General features: G+C 72.4%; 13 protein-coding genes and 1 pseudogene. 8 read left to right on the forward strand and 6 right to left on the reverse strand.

Features of this window, described 5'->3' with window-relative positions:
* Window positions 1–1385, reverse strand: a pseudogene (locus KBX43_RS20230) (hypothetical protein); the annotation flags it as partial.
* A gap of 205 nt (window positions 1386–1590) precedes the next feature.
* On the opposite strand from KBX43_RS20230, the gene KBX43_RS20235 reads away from it, so the two are divergent.
* From KBX43_RS20235 to KBX43_RS20255, 5 genes are all read left to right on the forward strand, one after another.
* Complete coding sequence (locus KBX43_RS20235; protein ID WP_210886561.1) at window positions 1591–3153, forward strand: phenylacetate--CoA ligase family protein; 1563 nt, start codon at window positions 1591–1593, stop codon at window positions 3151–3153.
* Window positions 3154–3156: 3 nt separating this feature from the next.
* Window positions 3157–3597, forward strand: coding sequence for a DUF4188 domain-containing protein (locus tag KBX43_RS20240; RefSeq protein ID WP_187693058.1), 441 nt, complete (start codon window positions 3157–3159; stop codon window positions 3595–3597).
* Entirely contained in the window at window positions 3594–4676 is a 1083-nt protein-coding gene (locus KBX43_RS20245; protein WP_210886563.1) for a hypothetical protein, read from the forward strand. Before KBX43_RS20240 ends, KBX43_RS20245 begins: the two co-directional genes overlap by 4 nt.
* A 2-nt stretch (window positions 4677–4678) precedes the next feature.
* Window positions 4679–5695 carry a nitroreductase gene (locus KBX43_RS20250; protein WP_166456595.1) on the forward strand — a complete coding sequence of 339 codons (1017 nt, stop codon included), beginning with the start codon at window positions 4679–4681 and terminating at the stop codon, window positions 5693–5695.
* Window positions 5696–5849: 154 nt separating this feature from the next.
* Window positions 5850–8660: a glycoside hydrolase N-terminal domain-containing protein gene (locus tag KBX43_RS20255; RefSeq protein WP_210886566.1), complete on the forward strand. Its 2811-nt coding sequence runs from the start codon at window positions 5850–5852 to the stop codon at window positions 8658–8660.
* 52 nt (window positions 8661–8712) lie between these two features.
* Here KBX43_RS20255 and KBX43_RS20260 read toward each other — a convergent pair whose 3' ends face one another.
* Window positions 8713–9426 (reverse strand): hypothetical protein, encoded by a 714-nt coding sequence (locus KBX43_RS20260; RefSeq protein WP_043324727.1) that lies wholly within the window; start codon window positions 9424–9426, stop codon window positions 8713–8715.
* A gap of 73 nt (window positions 9427–9499) precedes the next feature.
* On the opposite strand from KBX43_RS20260, the gene KBX43_RS20265 reads away from it, so the two are divergent.
* Complete coding sequence (locus KBX43_RS20265) at window positions 9500–10327, forward strand: PIG-L family deacetylase (RefSeq protein WP_210886568.1); 828 nt, start codon at window positions 9500–9502, stop codon at window positions 10325–10327.
* Window positions 10328–10361: 34 nt separating this feature from the next.
* Here KBX43_RS20265 and KBX43_RS20270 read toward each other — a convergent pair whose 3' ends face one another.
* Together KBX43_RS20270 and glnA are read right to left on the reverse strand one after the other, a co-directional pair.
* On the reverse strand, window positions 10362–11507 hold the full coding sequence (locus KBX43_RS20270) for a glutamate--cysteine ligase (protein ID WP_210886569.1): 1146 nt from the start codon (window positions 11505–11507) through the stop codon (window positions 10362–10364).
* 155 nt (window positions 11508–11662) lie between these two features.
* Entirely contained in the window at window positions 11663–13087 is a 1425-nt protein-coding gene (glnA, locus tag KBX43_RS20275) for a type I glutamate--ammonia ligase (RefSeq protein ID WP_069090145.1), read from the reverse strand.
* A 235-nt stretch (window positions 13088–13322) separates the two neighbouring features.
* On the opposite strand from glnA, the gene KBX43_RS20280 reads away from it, so the two are divergent.
* Together KBX43_RS20280 and KBX43_RS20285 are read left to right on the forward strand one after the other, a co-directional pair.
* Window positions 13323–15107 carry an N-acetylglutaminylglutamine amidotransferase gene (locus KBX43_RS20280; RefSeq protein ID WP_210886727.1) on the forward strand — a complete coding sequence of 595 codons (1785 nt, stop codon included), beginning with the start codon at window positions 13323–13325 and terminating at the stop codon, window positions 15105–15107.
* A 32-nt stretch (window positions 15108–15139) separates the two neighbouring features.
* Entirely contained in the window at window positions 15140–15403 is a 264-nt protein-coding gene (locus tag KBX43_RS20285; RefSeq protein ID WP_222948895.1) for a hypothetical protein, read from the forward strand.
* A gap of 67 nt (window positions 15404–15470) precedes the next feature.
* Here the strand turns inward: KBX43_RS20285 and KBX43_RS20290 are convergent, their stop codons facing one another.
* Entirely contained in the window at window positions 15471–15641 is a 171-nt protein-coding gene (locus tag KBX43_RS20290; RefSeq protein ID WP_013285860.1) for a hypothetical protein, read from the reverse strand.
* A gap of 577 nt (window positions 15642–16218) precedes the next feature.
* Window positions 16219–16953 (reverse strand): serine/threonine protein kinase, encoded by a 735-nt coding sequence (locus KBX43_RS20295; RefSeq protein WP_166456501.1) that lies wholly within the window; start codon window positions 16951–16953, stop codon window positions 16219–16221.
* Between the last annotated feature and the right edge of the window lie 22 nt (window positions 16954–16975).

The following is a 16975-nucleotide window of genomic DNA, read 5'->3' on the forward strand; positions in this document are numbered from 1 at the left end:
CCGCCGTTGGTGACCGTGACGGTGTACGTCAGCGGTGCGCCCGGCACGTACGGGTTCGGGCTCGCCGTCTTCGTCACGGCCAGGTCGACGGTGGGGATGACCTGGAGCGTGGCGGAGCCGGGCGGGTTGATCCCGAGGATCGTCGGGAAGTTGCTCTCACAGCCGGGGATCGGCGTGCCGTCCGGCCCGGCGCATCCGGTGTTCGTGTACGAGCCGACCACGTCCGCGGTCACCTCGACGGAGACGGTGCAGGACGGGACGCCCAGGCCGATGTCGCCGTCGAAGACCACGGAGGTCGCGCCGGCTGCCGCGGTCACCGTGGCGTCCGAGCAGGTGGTGTTGTTCACCCCGGTCGCGGTCACGCCTGCGGGAAGCTCGTCGGTGAAGCTCATCCCGTTCTTGGCCTGCAGGTCGTCGGTGTTGGTGACGGTGAACGTCAGGGTGGACGTCTGCCCCTGCCCGATGGTGGCCGGGCTGAACGCCTTGTCCAGTTGCGGGGTCACGTCGACGATCTGGGGGAGGTCGAACGCCACGTCGTTGCCGACGCCCGTGGCGGTGGCGTTGTAGAGGCGCAGGCCCAGCGTCGGGGTGTCGTCGACCGGGAGTTGGATCGCCGTGGACTGGAGCTTCGCGATGTAGGTGCCGTTGATCACCACCGCGCTGGGGTCCGTGCAGGGGTTGAGACCCTCGGCGAGGACCGTCGGCACCTCGTTGAGCATCAGCTCGAACCGCTCGCTGGCCCGCGCCGCACCCGGGACCTGGCAGTTCGTCTCCGCGAAGATCGCCGAGACGGCGTAGAAGTGGCCGCCGACCGCCGGGATGGTGTTGCTGTCGGTGTCGAACTGGTAGCCGGCGGCCTGCACTCCGCCGATCCCGTTGGAGAACTCGGTGAGGGCCTGGTTCGTCGTCGCCTCCTCGTCACTCTGGCCCTGGAAGACCCCCATGTCGTGGACCATCTGGCCGATCGTGGTCCAGGCGCGGCTGCGGGCGCACTGGTCGTTGTCGGTCACGGGCGGGTCGCCGCCGTTGGGCGGGAGCGGTGACGTCTGCCGCATGATCCAGCCGTTGCAGGCTCCGGCGCCGGGGCTCCACGCCGGGTCCGCCGTGTACGTCTCGCTGTCCGCGCCGCTGCCTCCCGGCCCCGGCACGTACACCGAACCGGGTGATCCGGTGTAGGAGCCGATGCGGATCGGCGCGTCGGCCGCGCTCTCGTTGGAGAAGTCCTCGGTGAAGATGGGAGTGCCGGGTTGGGGCACTCCTGGCTGGCCGGGGACGGTGGCCGAGGCGGGCGGGGGCGAGACCACCACCGCGAACATCGACGACGACGCCAGCACGGCGAGCACCGCCAGCGCCGACGCAGGTCGCCGCCATCCCTTGTGAACCATCTTCCTCTTCCCCCGTTGTGGCTGGTCGGAGCCGGAAGGCCTCGACGCTCACAGCGGTAAAGGTGCCAGGTCATTGCCCCTTAAGTCCGTCTTTTCATGATTCCTGCGTCCGGTCACGGCGGCCGGCCGGCTGGGTACGGGTACTCAGCGCAGTACCGTCCCGTCGCTCATGTGCGGGCGCGGCGGCGTCGACAGGATCCTTGTCATGGCCGAGACGCTGCACCGACACGCCGCCTTGCGTACCGTCGACACGCCGCTGCCCGCCGAGGCCGCGCTGGCCCCCGCCGGCCGCGCGGTCGCCGCGCTGGCCCGGCTCATCGCCCACCACCCCGCCGGCTGGAGGTGGCTGGCCCGGCGCCACCACCCGGTCCTCGACCGGCTCGCCGCCGCGAACGCGCGGTCCACCTGCGTCCGCGCCGCCCGGCGGGTGCCCGCGTACCAGGCGTTCCTGCGGGCCCGCCCGGGCGGGCTGCGCCGCCGGCTGCGGGACTTCCCGGAGACCGACAAACGTGGGTACGTCATGGCGTACGACGCCTCGGCCCGGTGCCGGGACGGGCGGATGCCGGAGCGGGGCGTGGTGGTCGACGAGTCGGCCGGCTCGTCCGGGCGGCCGTTCAACTGGCCGCGCGGCGAGCGGGAGCTGCGGGCGGTGCACCGCGACATCGCCGGGTACACCGGGCTGGCGTTCCCGATGCGTCGACCGTTCGTCATCAACGCGTACTCGATGGGCGCCTGGGCGACCGGCACCACGACCGGCGCGGCGATGGCCCGGATCGCGACGGTGAAGAACACCGGCCCCGACCTGGGGAAGATCGTCGACACGCTGCGCGAGTTCGGCCCCGGCCACGACTACCTGGTGACCGCGTACCCGCCGTTCCTCAAGCACCTGCGGGACCGGCTCGACGCCGAGGACTTTCCGTGGTCGCGGTACCGGATCTTCGCCAGTTGCGGCGGCGAGGGGATGACCGAGGCGTTGCGCGACTACCTGGAGCAGCGGTTCGTGCGGGTGCGGTCGGCGTACGGGGCGTCGGACCTGACCATCGGCATCGGCGCGGAGACCCGGTTCACGGTCTGGTTGCGGCGGCGGCTGCGCACCGACGCGGGACTGCGCGCGGAACTGCTGGGCCGCGGCGAGCAGCGGCTGCCGATGGTGTTCCAGTACAACCCGTTCGCCACCTACCTGGAGACCAACGAGCGGCGGGAACTGCTCTGCACTGTCACCGGCCCGCACGTGCTCCAGCCCCGGCTGCGCTACAACGTCGGCGACGAGGCGCTGCTGGTGCCGTACCGGCGGATCGTCGAACTGGCCAACGCCGACCCGGTGCGTCGCGCCGAGTTCCGTACCGCGGTGGCCGAGGAGCGGATGACGCTGCCGTTGCTGCTGTTGTTCGGCCGCAGCGACTCCACCGTGTCCTACCTGGGCGCGAACCTCTACCCGCAGGACGTCGAGTACGGCCTCTACACCGGCAACCCGTACGCCGCCGAGATCAACAGGTTCTGTCTCACGCTGCACGAGGACGCGGCGCTGGAGACCCGGCCGGTGATCCACGTGGAGCTGCGCCGCCCGCTGGACGCCGCGGCCCGCGCGGCGCTCGCCGACGCCTGCCGCGACGGGGTACGCGCGCACCTGACCTCGGTGTCGCGGGACTTCGCGCAGTCCCTGGTGGAGGACCCGACCGCCGGTGACCTGCGGGTGGAACTGCACGAACCGGACTGCGGCCCGTTCGCCGCCATGCAGAAGATCAAGAACGTCTACCTGGTGAGGTGAGCGATGCGTACCCGTGACTTCTCCCGCGCCCCGGCCCAGGCCCGCGCCGGCGCCATGTTCATCGGCGGCACCCGGTACGCGAACCCGCTGGTGCTGCTGCGCCTGGCCCCCGACTGGATCCGGATGGTGCGCGACATGCGCCGGATGTCCGGCTACTGCTGGCACACCGTCTACTGGCAGTTCCCGCTGACGCTCGGCACCATCGCGTTCTTCACCGACCGCGACGCGCTGCTGCGCTTCGCCCGGACCCGGCACCACCGGAAGCTGATGATGTGGCTGACCGACGGCAACCGCAACGCCACGGCCGGGTTCATCCGCATCTACACCGCCTCCCCGGACGGCTACTCAAACGGCGCGTGGCGGGCCGAGGACGGCGCGATGGGCCACATCGAGCGGTTCACGCCGCTGGGCGCGGAGACGACCGGACCGGCGGTGCGCCGGTGACCGGCCACCGGTTCGAGCGCGTGACCGGCCGGCGCGGCCTGCGCGACTTCCTCGCGCTCACCGACCGGCTGTACGCGGACGAGTCCCGCTACGTGCCGACGCCCCGGCAGCAGATCCGCCGCTGGTGGCGCGACGGCGTGCCGATGTACGTGCTGCGCGACGCCTCCGGCGCGGTGGTCGGGCGGACCACGCTGCACACCGACGCCGACCTCGACGCCAAGCTCGGCCGCCGGTGCCAGTTGTTCGGGCTCACCGAGTTCACCCCGCACGCCGCCCGGCCGCTGTTCGACGCGATCGCCACGCACGCCACACCCGGCCGGGACCTGCTGTTCGGGCCGGTGGCGCTGCTGCCCAACCAGGCCGGCGGCGTGATCACCTCCGGGTACGCCGACCGGGGTTTCGTGGACAGCGCGTGGAACCCGCCGTACTACCCGGACGCCTACGAGGGGAACGGGTTCACCGGGCGGTTCGTCTCCGACACCTGGATCTGCCCGGTGCCGTCGCCGTCCGGGCCGCCGCCCGCGCTGGGCATCCAGCCCGACGGCTCCCGGCTGGACCTGCACCACGGGGACACCCGGCGCCTCGACGAACAGCTCGACCTGCTGCGCGGGATGCTCAACGACTCCTTCGCCCAGCTCGGCTACTACACACCGATCTCGGCGGCGCAGCTGCGGCGGCAGACCGACGGGCTGGCGTACCTGCTGGATGACTCGCTGCTGCTCTACCTGACCCGCGACGGGCAGCCGGTGGCGTTCGTGCTCTGCGTGCCCGACATCAGCGACTTCCTGGTAGCGATGCGCGGCGACCTGAACCCGGTCAACCAGCTGCGGCTGCTGGCCACCCGCCGCCGGTACCGGCGGGAGGCGGTGCTGATCGTCAAGGGTGTGGTGCCGCGGTTCCAGGGGCGCGGCTACCAGCGGCTGCTGTCGGAGCATCTGCACCGCAACCTGCACGTCGGCGGATACACGGCGCTGCGCAGCACGTACGTCGGGCGGGACAACCCGGCGTCGGCCGCCCAGTACCGGCGCCTCGGCGGACGCCCGCTGCACGGCTACACGTTCTACGCCAGGGAGCGGTGAGCATGGACCTCGCCGCGTTCCGCGCGCTGGAGCCGCTGTGCTGGCGGGCGCCGAGCGCGCACAACACCCAGCCGTGGCGGCTGCGCTACGAGCGCTGGGCGATCACCGTCGGCTGGGACCCGGCCGACACGCTGCCCGCCGGCGACCCGACCGGGCGGGACCTGCGGCTGTCGCTCGGCGCGTTCGTGGAGACCTGCCTGATCGTCGCCGCCGACGCGGGGCTGCGGCTGGACTGGGCCGCCGACCACGACGAGTCGGACCGGCGGGTGGGGCGGCTGCGTCCGGCCCGGCAGCCGTACCGGACGCCGTTTCGCGCCGCCGACGTGTGGGACCGGCGTACCCACCGGGGCCGGTTCACCGGCGGCCCGGACGCCGACGTGGTCGCGGCCGTGGACGCGGTCGCCCGCCGGGCCGGTGGCGCGGCCCGCGTGGTGCCGGCGGCCGGGCGGCTGCGCGCGCTGCTGCGCACGGCCGACCGGCACGTGTACGCCGACCCGTCGGTGGTCGCCGAGCTGCGCCGCTGGCTGCGCCTGGACCGGGCGTGCCCGCGCTACCGGAGCGACGGGCTCAGTGACAGCTGCCTCGGGCTGGGCCGGGCGGCGGCCACCGGACTGCGGGCGGCGCTCGCGGCGTACCCGGCGTTGCGCCCGCTGGGGCTCCCCCGGCTGCTCGCCGCCGCGGGCGGTGATCCACTGGCGCAGGGCGGCGGGGTGCTGGCGCTGATCGCGCCGCCCGGTCTGGACGCGGCCGGGCAGGTCGAGTTCGGACGCGTGCTGATGCGGATGTGGCTGACGCTGCACACGGCCGGGCTGGCCGCGCACCCGCTCAGTCAGCTCGTCGACGTCGCCGCCACCCGTGGCGCGCTCGGCACGCTGCTGGACGTGGCGCCGGAGCGGATCGTGCACGTGGCCCGGGTGGGCCGGCCGGCCGCGCCCGCGCCCCGCTCGGCCCGGCGAGTGCGCCACGGATCGCGTCTGTTAGCGGTAACACCCCTTGACGCGATGTCACTTCATCCATGAGAGTCCATGTTGGCCGACGTGTCGACCGGTCGGGAGCCCTGGGCGCGGAGTGGCAGGAACGCGGCGTCCGGGTGTGCGAGGCGCAATCTGTTAGCGATAACAGAGCAGCCGCGCACCCGGACCCGCCTCTGATCCGCGCGGTTGGGAGAAAAGCATGTCTGAAGTGACACGACGCAACGTCATCAAGGCCGCAGCGGCCGGCACCGGCGCCGCGCTGGTGCCGGCCGCCTGGAGCGCCGCCGCCCGCGCCGGCTCGGCGGCGCCGGCGCAGGTGCTCGCCGCGAACGACCTGGCGCTCTGGTACGACGAACCGGCCGGCACCGACTGGCTGCGCGCCCTGCCGATCGGCAACGGGCGGCTCGGCGCGATGGTGTTCGGCAACGTGGACACCGAACGGCTCCAGCTCAACGAGGACACCGTCTGGGCCGGCGGCCCGTACGACTCGGCGAACACCCGGGGCGCGGCCAACCTGGCCGAGATCCGGCGTCGCGTCTTCGCCGACCAGTGGACCTCGGCCCAGGATTTGATCAACCAGACCATGATGGGCAGCCCCGGCGGTCAGCTCGCCTACCAGACCGTCGGCGACCTGCGGCTCTCCTTCGGGTCGGCGAGCGGGGCGACGCAGTACAACCGGACGCTGGACCTCACCACCGCCACCGTCACCACCACGTACGTGCTGAACGGTGTCCGGTACCAGCGGGAGGTCTTCGCCAGCGCGCCCGACCAGGTGATAGTGCTCCGGCTGACCGCCGACCGGGCGAACGCGATCACGTTCTCCGCCGCGTTCGACAGCCCGCAGCGGACCACCGTGTCCAGCCCGGACGGCGCGACAGTCGCGCTCGACGGCATCTCCGGCTCGATGGAGGGGGTCAACGGCTCGGTGCGGTTCCTCGCGCTGGCCAACGCCGCCGTCACCGGCGGCACGGTGAGCAGCTCCGGCGGCACGCTGCGGGTGTCCGGCGCGACCAGCGTGACGGTCCTGATCTCGATCGGCACCAGCTACGTCAACTACCGCACCGTCAACGGCGACTACCAGGGCATCGCCCGCAACCGGCTGAACGCCGCCAAGAGCGTCGACGTCGACCAGCTCCGCACCCGCCACCGCGCCGACTACCAGGCGCTGTTCGACCGGGTCACGATCGACCTGGGCCGCACCGCCGCCGCCGACCAGCCCACCGACGTACGGATCGCGCAGCACGCGAGCACGAACGACCCGCAGTTCGCCGCGCTGCTGTTCCAGTTCGGGCGGTACCTGCTGATCTCCTCGTCGCGGCCGGGCACCCAGCCGGCGAACCTGCAGGGCATCTGGAACGACTCTCTCACGCCGTCCTGGGACTCGAAGTACACGGTCAACGCCAACCTGCCGATGAACTACTGGCCGGCCGACATCACGAACCTGTCCGAGTGCTTCCTGCCGGTCTTCGACATGGTCAAGGACCTCACCGTCACCGGCGCGCGGGTCGCCCAGGCACAGTACGGCGCCGGTGGCTGGGTCACCCACCACAACACCGACGCCTGGCGGGGCGCGTCGGTGGTGGACGGCGCGTTCTGGGGCATGTGGCAGACCGGCGGGGCCTGGCTGAGCACGCTCATCTGGGACCACTACCTGTTCACCGGCGACCTCGGCTTCCTCCAGGCCAACTACCCGGCGCTCAAGGGCGCCGCCCAGTTCTTCCTCGACACCCTGGTCGCCCATCCGACGCTCGGCTACCTGGTGACGAACCCGTCGAACTCGCCGGAGCTGGCGCACCACGCCAACGCCAGCGTCTGCGCCGGACCCACGATGGACAACCAGATCCTGCGCGACCTGTTCGACGCCGCGGCCCGGGCGAGCGAGGTGCTCGGCGTCGACACCACGTTCCGGTCCCAGGTGCGTACGGCCAAGGACCGGCTGCCACCGAGCCGCGTCGGTTCGCGGGGCAACGTGCAGGAGTGGCTCGCCGACTGGGTCGAGACCGAGCGCACCCACCGGCACGTCTCCCACCTGTACGGGCTGCATCCCGGCAACCAGATCACCAGGCGGGGCACCCCGGCGCTGTACGAGGCCGCCCGCAAGACGCTGGAGCTGCGCGGCGACGACGGGACCGGCTGGTCCCTCGCCTGGAAGATCAATTTCTGGGCCCGGCTGGAGGACGGCGCCCGCGCCCACAAGCTCCTGCGCGACCTGGTCCGCACCGACCGGCTCGCGCCGAACATGTTCGACCTGCACCCGCCGTTCCAGATCGACGGCAACTTCGGCGCCACCTCCGGCATCGCCGAGATGCTGCTGCACAGCCACACCGGGGAGCTGCACCTGCTGCCCGCGCTCCCCAGCGCCTGGCCCGCCGGGCAGGTCGCGGGGCTGCGCGGCCGGGGTGGCTACACGGTGGCGCTGACCTGGAGCAACAGCCAGGCCGACGAGATCAGCGTCCGCGCCGACCGCGACGGTACGCTGCGACTGCGGTCCCGGCTGTTCACCGGCAGCTTCACCCTCACCGACGTCACCGACGGCAGCACACCGGCCACCACCCGGCCGGAGTCCGACGTCGTCGCGCTCACCGTCCGCGCCGGCCACACGTACCGGGCGGCCCGGCCCGGCGTGACACCCTCGCCGACGGCGACGCCGACGTCCACGCCGTCACCGACCCCGACCCCGACTCCGACCACCAGCTCGCCGGCGCCGTCCGGCGCGCGTGCCACGTACGCGATCACCGGCTCCTGGTCGGGCGGCTTCCAGGCCGAGGTCACGGTGACCGCCGGCGCCACCGCGATCCGCGGCTGGACGGTGTCCTGGACGTTCCCGAACGGTCAGGTGATCAACCAGATCTGGAGTGGCGCGCACACCCAGAGCGGCGCGAACGTGACGGTGCGCAACGTCGACTACAACGGCTCGGTGCCGGCCGGCGGCTCCACCACGTTCGGCTTCATCGGCACGGCCGGCGGCACCAACAACCCGCCGACGAACCTCACCTGCACGACCACCTGACCGCTGACGCGCCCCGCCGCGGCAACCCGGCCGGGGCGGGGCGTGCCGACGGTCAGGCCAGCAGCGTCTCGCGCAGCCGCGCGCCCAGGTTGAACTCGCCGACCACCCGGGGACCGGCCGGGTCGTACACGGCGATGCGGTGGTTGCGGCGCATCATCTCCCGCACCGCCGGCGGCAGCCGGGGCGGGTCGTCCATCGTCGCGAGCACCCGCGCGCCGGTGCCCATCAGCCGCTCCACCAGCGACGCGCTGTCGGTGTCCACACGCACCCGGCCGAACTCCCAGCCGGCCGTGGTCAGGTCGAGAACCTCGAACAGGCGCGTCACGAACGGCTGCGGATCGGTCACCTTGTCCAGCCGGTCGGCCCGCCCGCCGACCGCCGCCACGGCGCCGGCCACCTGCGCGTACGGGTGCAGCCCGCTGGGCAGCGCGCCGAGCGGCCAGCGCAGCGCGGGCCCGGCCTCCTTCCACAGGGGCCGGTAGTTGCGGCGGTGCACCAGCAGCCGCCGGCCGGTACGCCGGAACACCTCGTGCGCCTGGCCCAGCAGGTCGGCGTGCGCCTGGTCGGCGGCCTCGCAGACGATCCCGGCGGCCACCACGAGACCGTCGTCATCGGACAGCAGCCGGGTGATCGCGTCGGCCTGCTCCGGGAACCGGAGGCGGGCGTGCGCCCCGTAGGACTGCCGCACGTCCCGCAGCAGCTCCTGCTGACGTGTCGGGTCCAGTTCGACCCGTCCGCCACCGAGCAACCGCTGGAGCCAACCCATCGCGCCTCGCTTCCGTCGCCGTCTGCGGACCGGGCAATGCTAGTTCGTCGGCCGATGCTCGTATGGTGACGGGGTGACCGATCGATCCCTGACCCTGATGGCGGTGCACGCGCACCCCGACGACGAGGCGACGAGCACCGGCGGCATCCTGGCGCGCTACGCGGCCGAGGGCGTGACCACTGTGCTCGTTACCTGCACCGACGGGGGGTGCGGCGACGGCCCCGGCGGAACCAAGCCGGGCGACCCCGGGCACGACCCGAAGGCCGTGGTCGAGATGCGCCGCGCCGAGCTGGCCGCGAGCTGCGAGGCGCTCAAGGTGACCCACCTGGAGACGCTCGACTACGGCGACTCCGGGATGATGGGCTGGGCCACGAACGACGCGCCCGGCGCGTTCTGGAACACGCCGGTGGCCGAGGCGGCCGGCCGGCTGGCCGAGCTGATCCGGCGCTACCGTCCCGACGTCGTCGTCACCTACGACGAGAACGGCTTCTACGGCCACCCGGACCACATCCAGGCCCACCGCATCACCATGGCCGCCGTCGAGCAGACCGGCATCCCGGCCAAGGTCTACTGGACCACCGTGCCGCGCAGCGCGTTCCAGCAGTTCGGCACCGTCATGCGCGAGATCGGGGTGGAGTTCCCCGAGCCGGAGGCGACCGACGAGACGCCGGCGCTGGGCCTGCCGGACGACGAGATCACCACCTGGGTCGACACCAGCGGCTACGGCGGGCAGAAGTTCGCGTCGCTCGCCGCGCACGCCAGCCAGGCGGAGAACATCTTCTTCCTGCGCCTCGGGCAGGAGCGGTTCACCGAGCTGATGGGCATGGAGACGTTCGTGCGGGTGCGGGACACCACCGGCGCGCCGACGCCGGAGGACGACCTGTTCGCCGGGCTGCGCTGACCGGTCGCCGGTCCGGTCCGGGGAGGTCATCGACTCACGTCGAGACGGTCTGCGCGGCCAGGTGCGCGAGCACGACACGGACGTCACCGCCGGTGTCGGCCATGACCTGACGTTGCCGGGTGGCGCCGGTGCCCTCGCGGCGCACCCGGTCGATCTCGCGCCGGACCAGGTCCAGATCGCCGTGGCGGGTCAGCGCGGGCGTGACGATGCCGAGCATGTCGTCGACGAGGTCCCAGGCGGGCCGGGGCCGCCCGGTGCGCAGGTCGACCAGGTCACCGTCCACGCCGTCGTGCGCGGCCCGCCAGTGCGCGGCGGCGACGAGGCAGTCGCGGATGCGCTGGGCCGGCACACCGTCGCGGATGTCGTCGATCGCGGTGGCGACCAGCGCCCGGACCAGCCCGGCGATCAGGACGGTGTCGTCGACCGTGGGGCAGACGTCGCCGACGCGGATCTCCACTGTGGGGTACGACGCGGACGGGCGGGCGTACCAGTAGACCATCGCGGCGTCGAGCATGATGCCGGCGGTGATCAGGTCCCGGACCGTGGCGTCGTAGTCGGCGGCCGAGTGGAAGTGCGGCGTCGGCCCGATGCTCGGCCACCGTTCCAACTGCATCGAGCGCCAGCTGGCGTGCCCGGTGTCCCGCCCGTCGTGCAGCGGCGAGTTGGTGGTGAGCGCCTGCACCACCGGCAGCCACGGGCGCAGGTGGTTGCACACCTGCACGGCCAGCTCCCGCTCGGGTACGCCGACGTGCACGTGGCAGCCGCAGACCGCGGGGTCGTGGGCCACCGGGCCGAACCGGCGGGACATGTCGTGGTAGCGCTGCTCGTCGGGCACCGTGCGGTGGGCCTCGCAGACCGGCGTGGCGCCGACGGCGACCAGTCGCGCCCCGGCCGCCTCGGCCGCGCGGGCGGCCGCCCGGCGTAGCGTGACCAGGTGCTCGCGGAGCTGACCGAGGTCGGGGCTGACCGGGGTCACCATCTCCACCATGCTGTGCCGGAACTCCTGCCGGCTCTGCTCGCGTGCGGTCCCGGAGAGCGCGTCGCGGACCCGGTCGGCGACCGGCATGCTCTCGCCGGTGACCGGGTCCAGCAGCAGGAACTCCTCTTCCACCCCGAGGGTCAGGACGGTGGGGATCTCTGGTGTCGGGGTGGTGGCGGTGGTGGTGGGCCGCGGCCTCACCGACGGCTCCACCGGCACGGAACGGTCGGCAGCTCGTCGTGAGGCGGGATCATGTCTCGACGGTACGAGGCCGGGGGCCGTCCCGAGGGTGTTTCCGCCGACCACCGCCCCCGCGGGTGGCGCGGGGGCGGTGGGGTCGCTCACCAGGACGTCGCTCAGCAGTCGTAGTACATGGCGAACTCGTGCGGGGTCGGACGCAGGCGTACCGGGTCGACCTCGTTGGCGTTCTTCCAGTCGACCCAGGTGGAGATCAGGTCGGCGGTGAAGACGTTGCCGTCGAGCAGGTAGTCGTGGTCGGTCTCCAGCGCCGCCAGCGCCTCGGGCAGCGATCCGGGCACCTGCTTGACGTCGCCCCACTCCTCCGGGGGCAGGTCGTACAGGTCCTTGTCGATCGGGGCGGGCGGCTCGATCTTGTTCTTGATGCCGTCCAAGCCGGCCATGAGCATGGCGGCGAACGCCAGGTACGGGTTGCTGGACGGGTCCGGCACGCGGAACTCGACGCGCTTGGCCTTCGGGTTGCTGCCGGTGACCGGGATGCGGGTGCAGGCGGAGCGGTTGCGCTGGGAGTAGACCAGGTTGACCGGCGCCTCGAAGCCGGGGACGAGACGGCGGTACGAGTTGATGGTCGGGTTGGTGAAGGCCAGCAGCGACGGGGCGTGGTGCAGCAGGCCGCCGATGTACCAGCGGGCGGTGTCGGACAGGCCGGCGTAGCCGGTCTCGTCGTAGAACAGCGGCTCGCCGCCGCGCCACAGGCTCTGGTGGGTGTGCATGCCGGAGCCGTTGTCACCGAACACCGGCTTGGGCATGAACGTCGCGGTCTTGCCGTGCGCCCACGCCTCGTTCTTGATCAGGTACTTGAAGAGCTGAAGGTCGTCGGCCGAGTGCAGCAGCGTCGAGAACCTGTAGTTGATCTCCGACTGCCCGCCGGTGCCCACCTCGTGGTGCGAACGCTCCACTGTGAAACCGGCGTCCACCATCCGGCGGACCATGCTGTCGCGCAGGTCGGCGTAGTGGTCCACCGGAGGCACCGGGAAGTAGCCGCCCTTGTACGCGGTCTTGTAGCCGCGGTTGCCGCCCTCCTCGATCCGCCCGGTGTTCCAGGCGCCCTCGATCGAGTCGATGTAGTAGAACGACTGGTGCGCCGAGGTCTCGTGGCGGATGGAGTCGAAGATGTAGAACTCCGCCTCCGCGCCGAAGTACGCGGTGTCGGCGATGCCGCTCGCCGCCAGATACGCCTCGGCCTTCTTCGCCACGTTGCGCGGATCCCGGGAGTACGCCTCCCTGGTGAACGGGTCGTGGACGAAGAAGTTCAACGCGACGGTCTTCTGCGCGCGGAACGGGTCCACGAACGCGGTCGCCACGTCCGGCAGCAGCAGCATGTCCGATTCGTGGATCGACTGGAAGCCGCGGATCGAGGAGCCGTCGAAGGCGAGGCCGTCGGTGAACACGCTGTCGTCGAACGACTCGACCGGCAGGTTGAAGTGCTGCATCACGCCGGGCAGGTCACAGAAACGTACGTCGACGAACTTCACGTCCTCGTCGGTGAGGTATCGCAGGAGTTCCTCGGAATTGGCGAACACACGTCCTCCTGGCAGGCGTCGTTGATCCTGGCCACGTCCCGTGGCCGGACCGCCCGGGGACATGGCCCGTACCGCCACCGTACGACGGCGCGCCGTGCCCGGCTCGCCAACCGCCCATCCGGGTTTCCTACGCCACAGGCCGGGTAGTCGCCGTACCCGGCGGACCGCCCGGGGGAGACGACGCGGCGGGAGGTTGGCATGGTGGGTGCTCCGCGACTGACCGGTGGGCGCTGAGATGTGCGGGATCAGCGGTGAGGCCAGGTTCGACGAAGTCACCCCCGACACCGACGCGGTGAACCGGATGACAGCGGCGATGCGCTCACGCGGCCCCGACGGTGAGGGCGCATGGGACGACGGCTGGATCGCGCTGGGGCACCGCCGGCTGACAGTCATCGACCTGTCCGAGGCCGGCGCGCAGCCGATGGTCCGCGACGACCTCGGCCTGGCGCTCGTGTTCAACGGCTGCGTCTACAACTACCCGCAGCTGCGCGACGAACTGCGCGCCGCCGGGCACACGTTCCACAGCACCAGCGACACCGAGGTGATCCTGGTGGCGTACGCGCAGTGGGGGGAGCGGTTCGTCGACCACCTGGTCGGCATGTTCGCCGTGGCGCTCGTGGACCGGCGTCGCCGCCGGCTCGTGCTGGCCCGCGACCGGCTCGGCATCAAACCGCTGTACCTCGCCGAGTCCCCGGGCCGGCTCCGGTTCGCCTCCACGCTGCCGGCGCTGCTGGCCGGAGGCGACGTCGACACCGGCATCGACCGGGTCGCGCTGCACCACTACCTGTCCTGGCACTCGATCGTGCCGGCCCCCCGCACGATCCTGCGCGGCATCCGCAAGCTGCCCCCGGCCACCGTCCGGGTGGTGGACGCCGACGGGCACAGCCGCGAGCGCGTCTACTGGCGGCCCGAGTACCGGCGCGACACGGCCCACGACGGCATGGACGCCGCCGACTGGCGGGCCGCCGTCGGGGACGCGCTGCGCACGGCCGTACGCCGCCGGCTGGTCGCCGACGTGCCGGTCGGGGTGCTGCTCTCCGGCGGCCTCGACTCCAGCATGATCGTCGCGCTGCTCGACGGCGCCGGTCAGCACCACCTCCAGACGTTCAGCATCGGGTTCGACAGCCGCGGCGACGAGGCCGGCGACGAGTTCCACTACTCCGACCTGGTCGCCCGCGCGTTCGGCACCGACCACCACCGCATCCAGCTCTCCGACGGCGATCTCGGCCCGGCCGTACGCGCCACCGTGGCGGCCATGACCGAACCGATGGGCAGCCACGACGTGGTGGCGTTCCACCTGCTCTCCGAGCAGGTCGCCCGGCACGTGAAGGTGGCGCAGTCGGGCCAGGGCGCCGACGAGGTGTTCGCCGGCTACGGCTACCACCACCGGCTCGCCGACGCGGCGCGGGAGAACGCCGCGGCCGAGTTCACCGCCGCGTTCTTCGACCGCGACCACGCCGAGCTGAACCGGGTGGTCGACCCCGCGTACACCTGTGAGCGCGACGCCAGCGGCGAGCTGGTCGCCGCGGACCTGGCCGCGCCCGGCGCGCAGACCGCCGTGGACGCGGTGCTGCGCCTGGACACGCACCTGATGCTGCCCGACGACCCGGTCAAACGGGTCGACAGCATGAGCATGGCCTGGGGACTGGAGGTGCGCACGCCCTTCCTCGACCAGGACCTGGTGGCGCTCGCCGCGGCCTGCCCGCCCGAGCACAAGCTGGCCCAGGGCGGCAAGGGCGTGCTCAAGGAGGTGGCCCGGGAAGTGCTGCCGGCCGAGGTCATCGACCGGCCCAAGGGCTACTTCCCGGTGCCGGCGCTGCGCAACGTCGACGGGCCCGTGCGAGAGTTGGTGGTCGAGGCGCTCAGCGCGCCCGAGGCACGCCGGCGCGGGTTGTTCCGCCGGGAGTACGTCGACGAGCTGCTGGCCGAGCCGGACCGGGCGCAGGCCGCCGCCGGCAGCAACAAGCTGTGGCAACTGGGCCTGCTGGAGTTGTGGCTGCAGTCGCACGGCGTGAGCTGAAGGGCCGCCCGGCCCGGGGCGGCGAGAGGAGCATGGTGAAGTTCGTCATCGAGAGCGAAGCCGACGGCACCGTGGGGTTCACCGTGGTCGGCGGCGACGGGCGGGTGCTCGCCACCGGGCAGCCCTGCCCGGACAAGGGTGCGGCGCTGGCCGCGGTGGGTGAGCTGATGCACGGGCTGGGTGAAGCCTGCATCGAGGACCGGACGGGGGCGACCGCCGGGCCGGTGGCCGGCACCCGGACCGAGATCGGCGACGACATGTCGGACATCGGCCGCTCCGGCATCCCGCCGGTCTGAGGCTGCTTCCGTGGCCGCCCTCCGCGGCGGCTGGAACCCGCCCGGTCGGCCGGGCGGGTTCGTGCGCTCACTGCTCGTCGTCGAGCACGTCCGTGTGGCCGTCGCGGGTGACGGTGGGCGGGAGGTGCTCGTCCGGCTGGGGCGCCTCGGCCAGCGTGTGGTGCGGGTCGCCGTCGGGCGAGAACAGCACCCGATCGGTCTTGCGGGTCTTCTCCTGCTCCTCCTCCGGCTCAGTCACCGCGTTCTCCCTCCGCTCACCGGCGCCCCGGGCAGGCCACCTCGCCCCACGCTATGCGCCGGACGGGCCCCGGGAGCGGGTTTCCGCCCGACGGCCGCCCTGCGGTCATAGGTCCGGCCGGTGGCGGTCCGAACCGTGCGGTCGACTGAGGCTCGCGCACGCCGTCGTGGCCGGCGTGCCGATGTCCGACGCCAACCCCTGATCGTCCCGCCGCGTCGGCCCTTGGTCGTCCCGCCGCGCTAGCCGTCGCCGTCACGGAGAGTAGCGCCGAAGCTGCGCCCGCATGGTTCACCTCGGGCCACTTTGCTCTGCAGTCATCGACGCGGCGGTGACTCACGGCTACCGCTGCGTATGAGGCTGCAGAGCAAAGTCGCCGAAGAGGCAACAGCCTCGCCGACGACTGGTCGAATATTTTTCCTGCTCAGGTGTGGTGCGCCCGGAAGGGTGGTGCATTCGCCGAGGAAACCGCCTCTCACTCACTGTGACGAGGTGCTGGATGGGGTCGAGGTGACGGAAAGTCACGCCCTCGGTCCGGGCGCGGGGCGCTGAAGGCGGTGAAGCGGCAGCCGGATAAGGGTCAGGCAGCCCGCCAGTCGCGCACCAGGGCGGCCACGGTGGCGTGCCGCGCGTCCGGGTCGGCGCGCGTGGCCCGGTCGACGACCGCGCGTTCCGCGGTGGTGCCGCGCCAGCCGGACGGGCCGTCGAGCAGGTGGTGCAGCGTACGGCCGAGCGCGTGCACGGTGGTGCGCTCGTCGATGGTCGCGCCCCGGGTCAGCTCCTCCGGCGACAGGTAGCGGCGGGACCCGGGCAGCCGGTCGGAGTCGAGCACGAACGCCCCCGGCCGGTACTCGTCCAGGTCGATCAGCCACATCCGGCGGGCGTCGAAATCGTAGAGGAAGCAGCCGTCGTAAAGGTCGACAGCCACGTACCCGGCCGCGCTCACCGCCACGTGCGCGTCGAGGATCGCGTCCAGCGCCGCGCGTACCTCGGCGAGCGGGAGCCGCTGGAAGCGGGCCAGCCCGGCCCGGTCGCTGCCGTGGACGGTGGCGTGGTTGAGCACGACGCCGTTGCGCCACGGGTACACGACGGTCGGGCCGTCGGCGCCGTCGCGTACCAGCTCGGGCCGCACGAGCGCGGGGTGCCGGACCGCGGCGTGCAGGCCCAGGGCGCGGGTCAGCGACTCACGCGCCGCAGGCGTCGCGGCCCGCTTGACGAACCAGCGCCGGCCCGCCGCCTCCACGCCGTAGGAGACGCACCCGGAGTCCTGGTCGCCGAAGACCACGAACGCGGCGGCCGGGTCCAGATCCCACACACGTCGAGGCTACGACGAAGCA

Source organism: Micromonospora sp. C41 (assembly GCF_018070485.1).
Classification (GTDB): domain Bacteria; phylum Actinomycetota; class Actinomycetes; order Mycobacteriales; family Micromonosporaceae; genus Micromonospora; species Micromonospora chalcea.

Bases quoted from the DNA above. Each gene is read 5' to 3' on its own strand.
- KBX43_RS20260 (WP_043324727.1), bottom strand. From the start codon at position 9,426: ATGGGTTGGCTCCAGCGGTTGCTCGGTGGCGGACGGGTCGAACTGGAC.
- KBX43_RS20285 (WP_222948895.1), top strand. From the start codon at position 15,140: ATGGTGAAGTTCGTCATCGAGAGCGAAGCCGACGGCACCGTGGGGTTC.
- KBX43_RS20240 (WP_187693058.1), top strand. From the start codon at position 3,157: ATGCGTACCCGTGACTTCTCCCGCGCCCCGGCCCAGGCCCGCGCCGGC.
- KBX43_RS20250 (WP_166456595.1), top strand. From the start codon at position 4,679: ATGGACCTCGCCGCGTTCCGCGCGCTGGAGCCGCTGTGCTGGCGGGCG.
- KBX43_RS20235 (WP_210886561.1), top strand. From the start codon at position 1,591: ATGGCCGAGACGCTGCACCGACACGCCGCCTTGCGTACCGTCGACACG.
- KBX43_RS20255 (WP_210886566.1), top strand. From the start codon at position 5,850: ATGTCTGAAGTGACACGACGCAACGTCATCAAGGCCGCAGCGGCCGGC.
- KBX43_RS20280 (WP_210886727.1), top strand. From the start codon at position 13,323: ATGTGCGGGATCAGCGGTGAGGCCAGGTTCGACGAAGTCACCCCCGAC.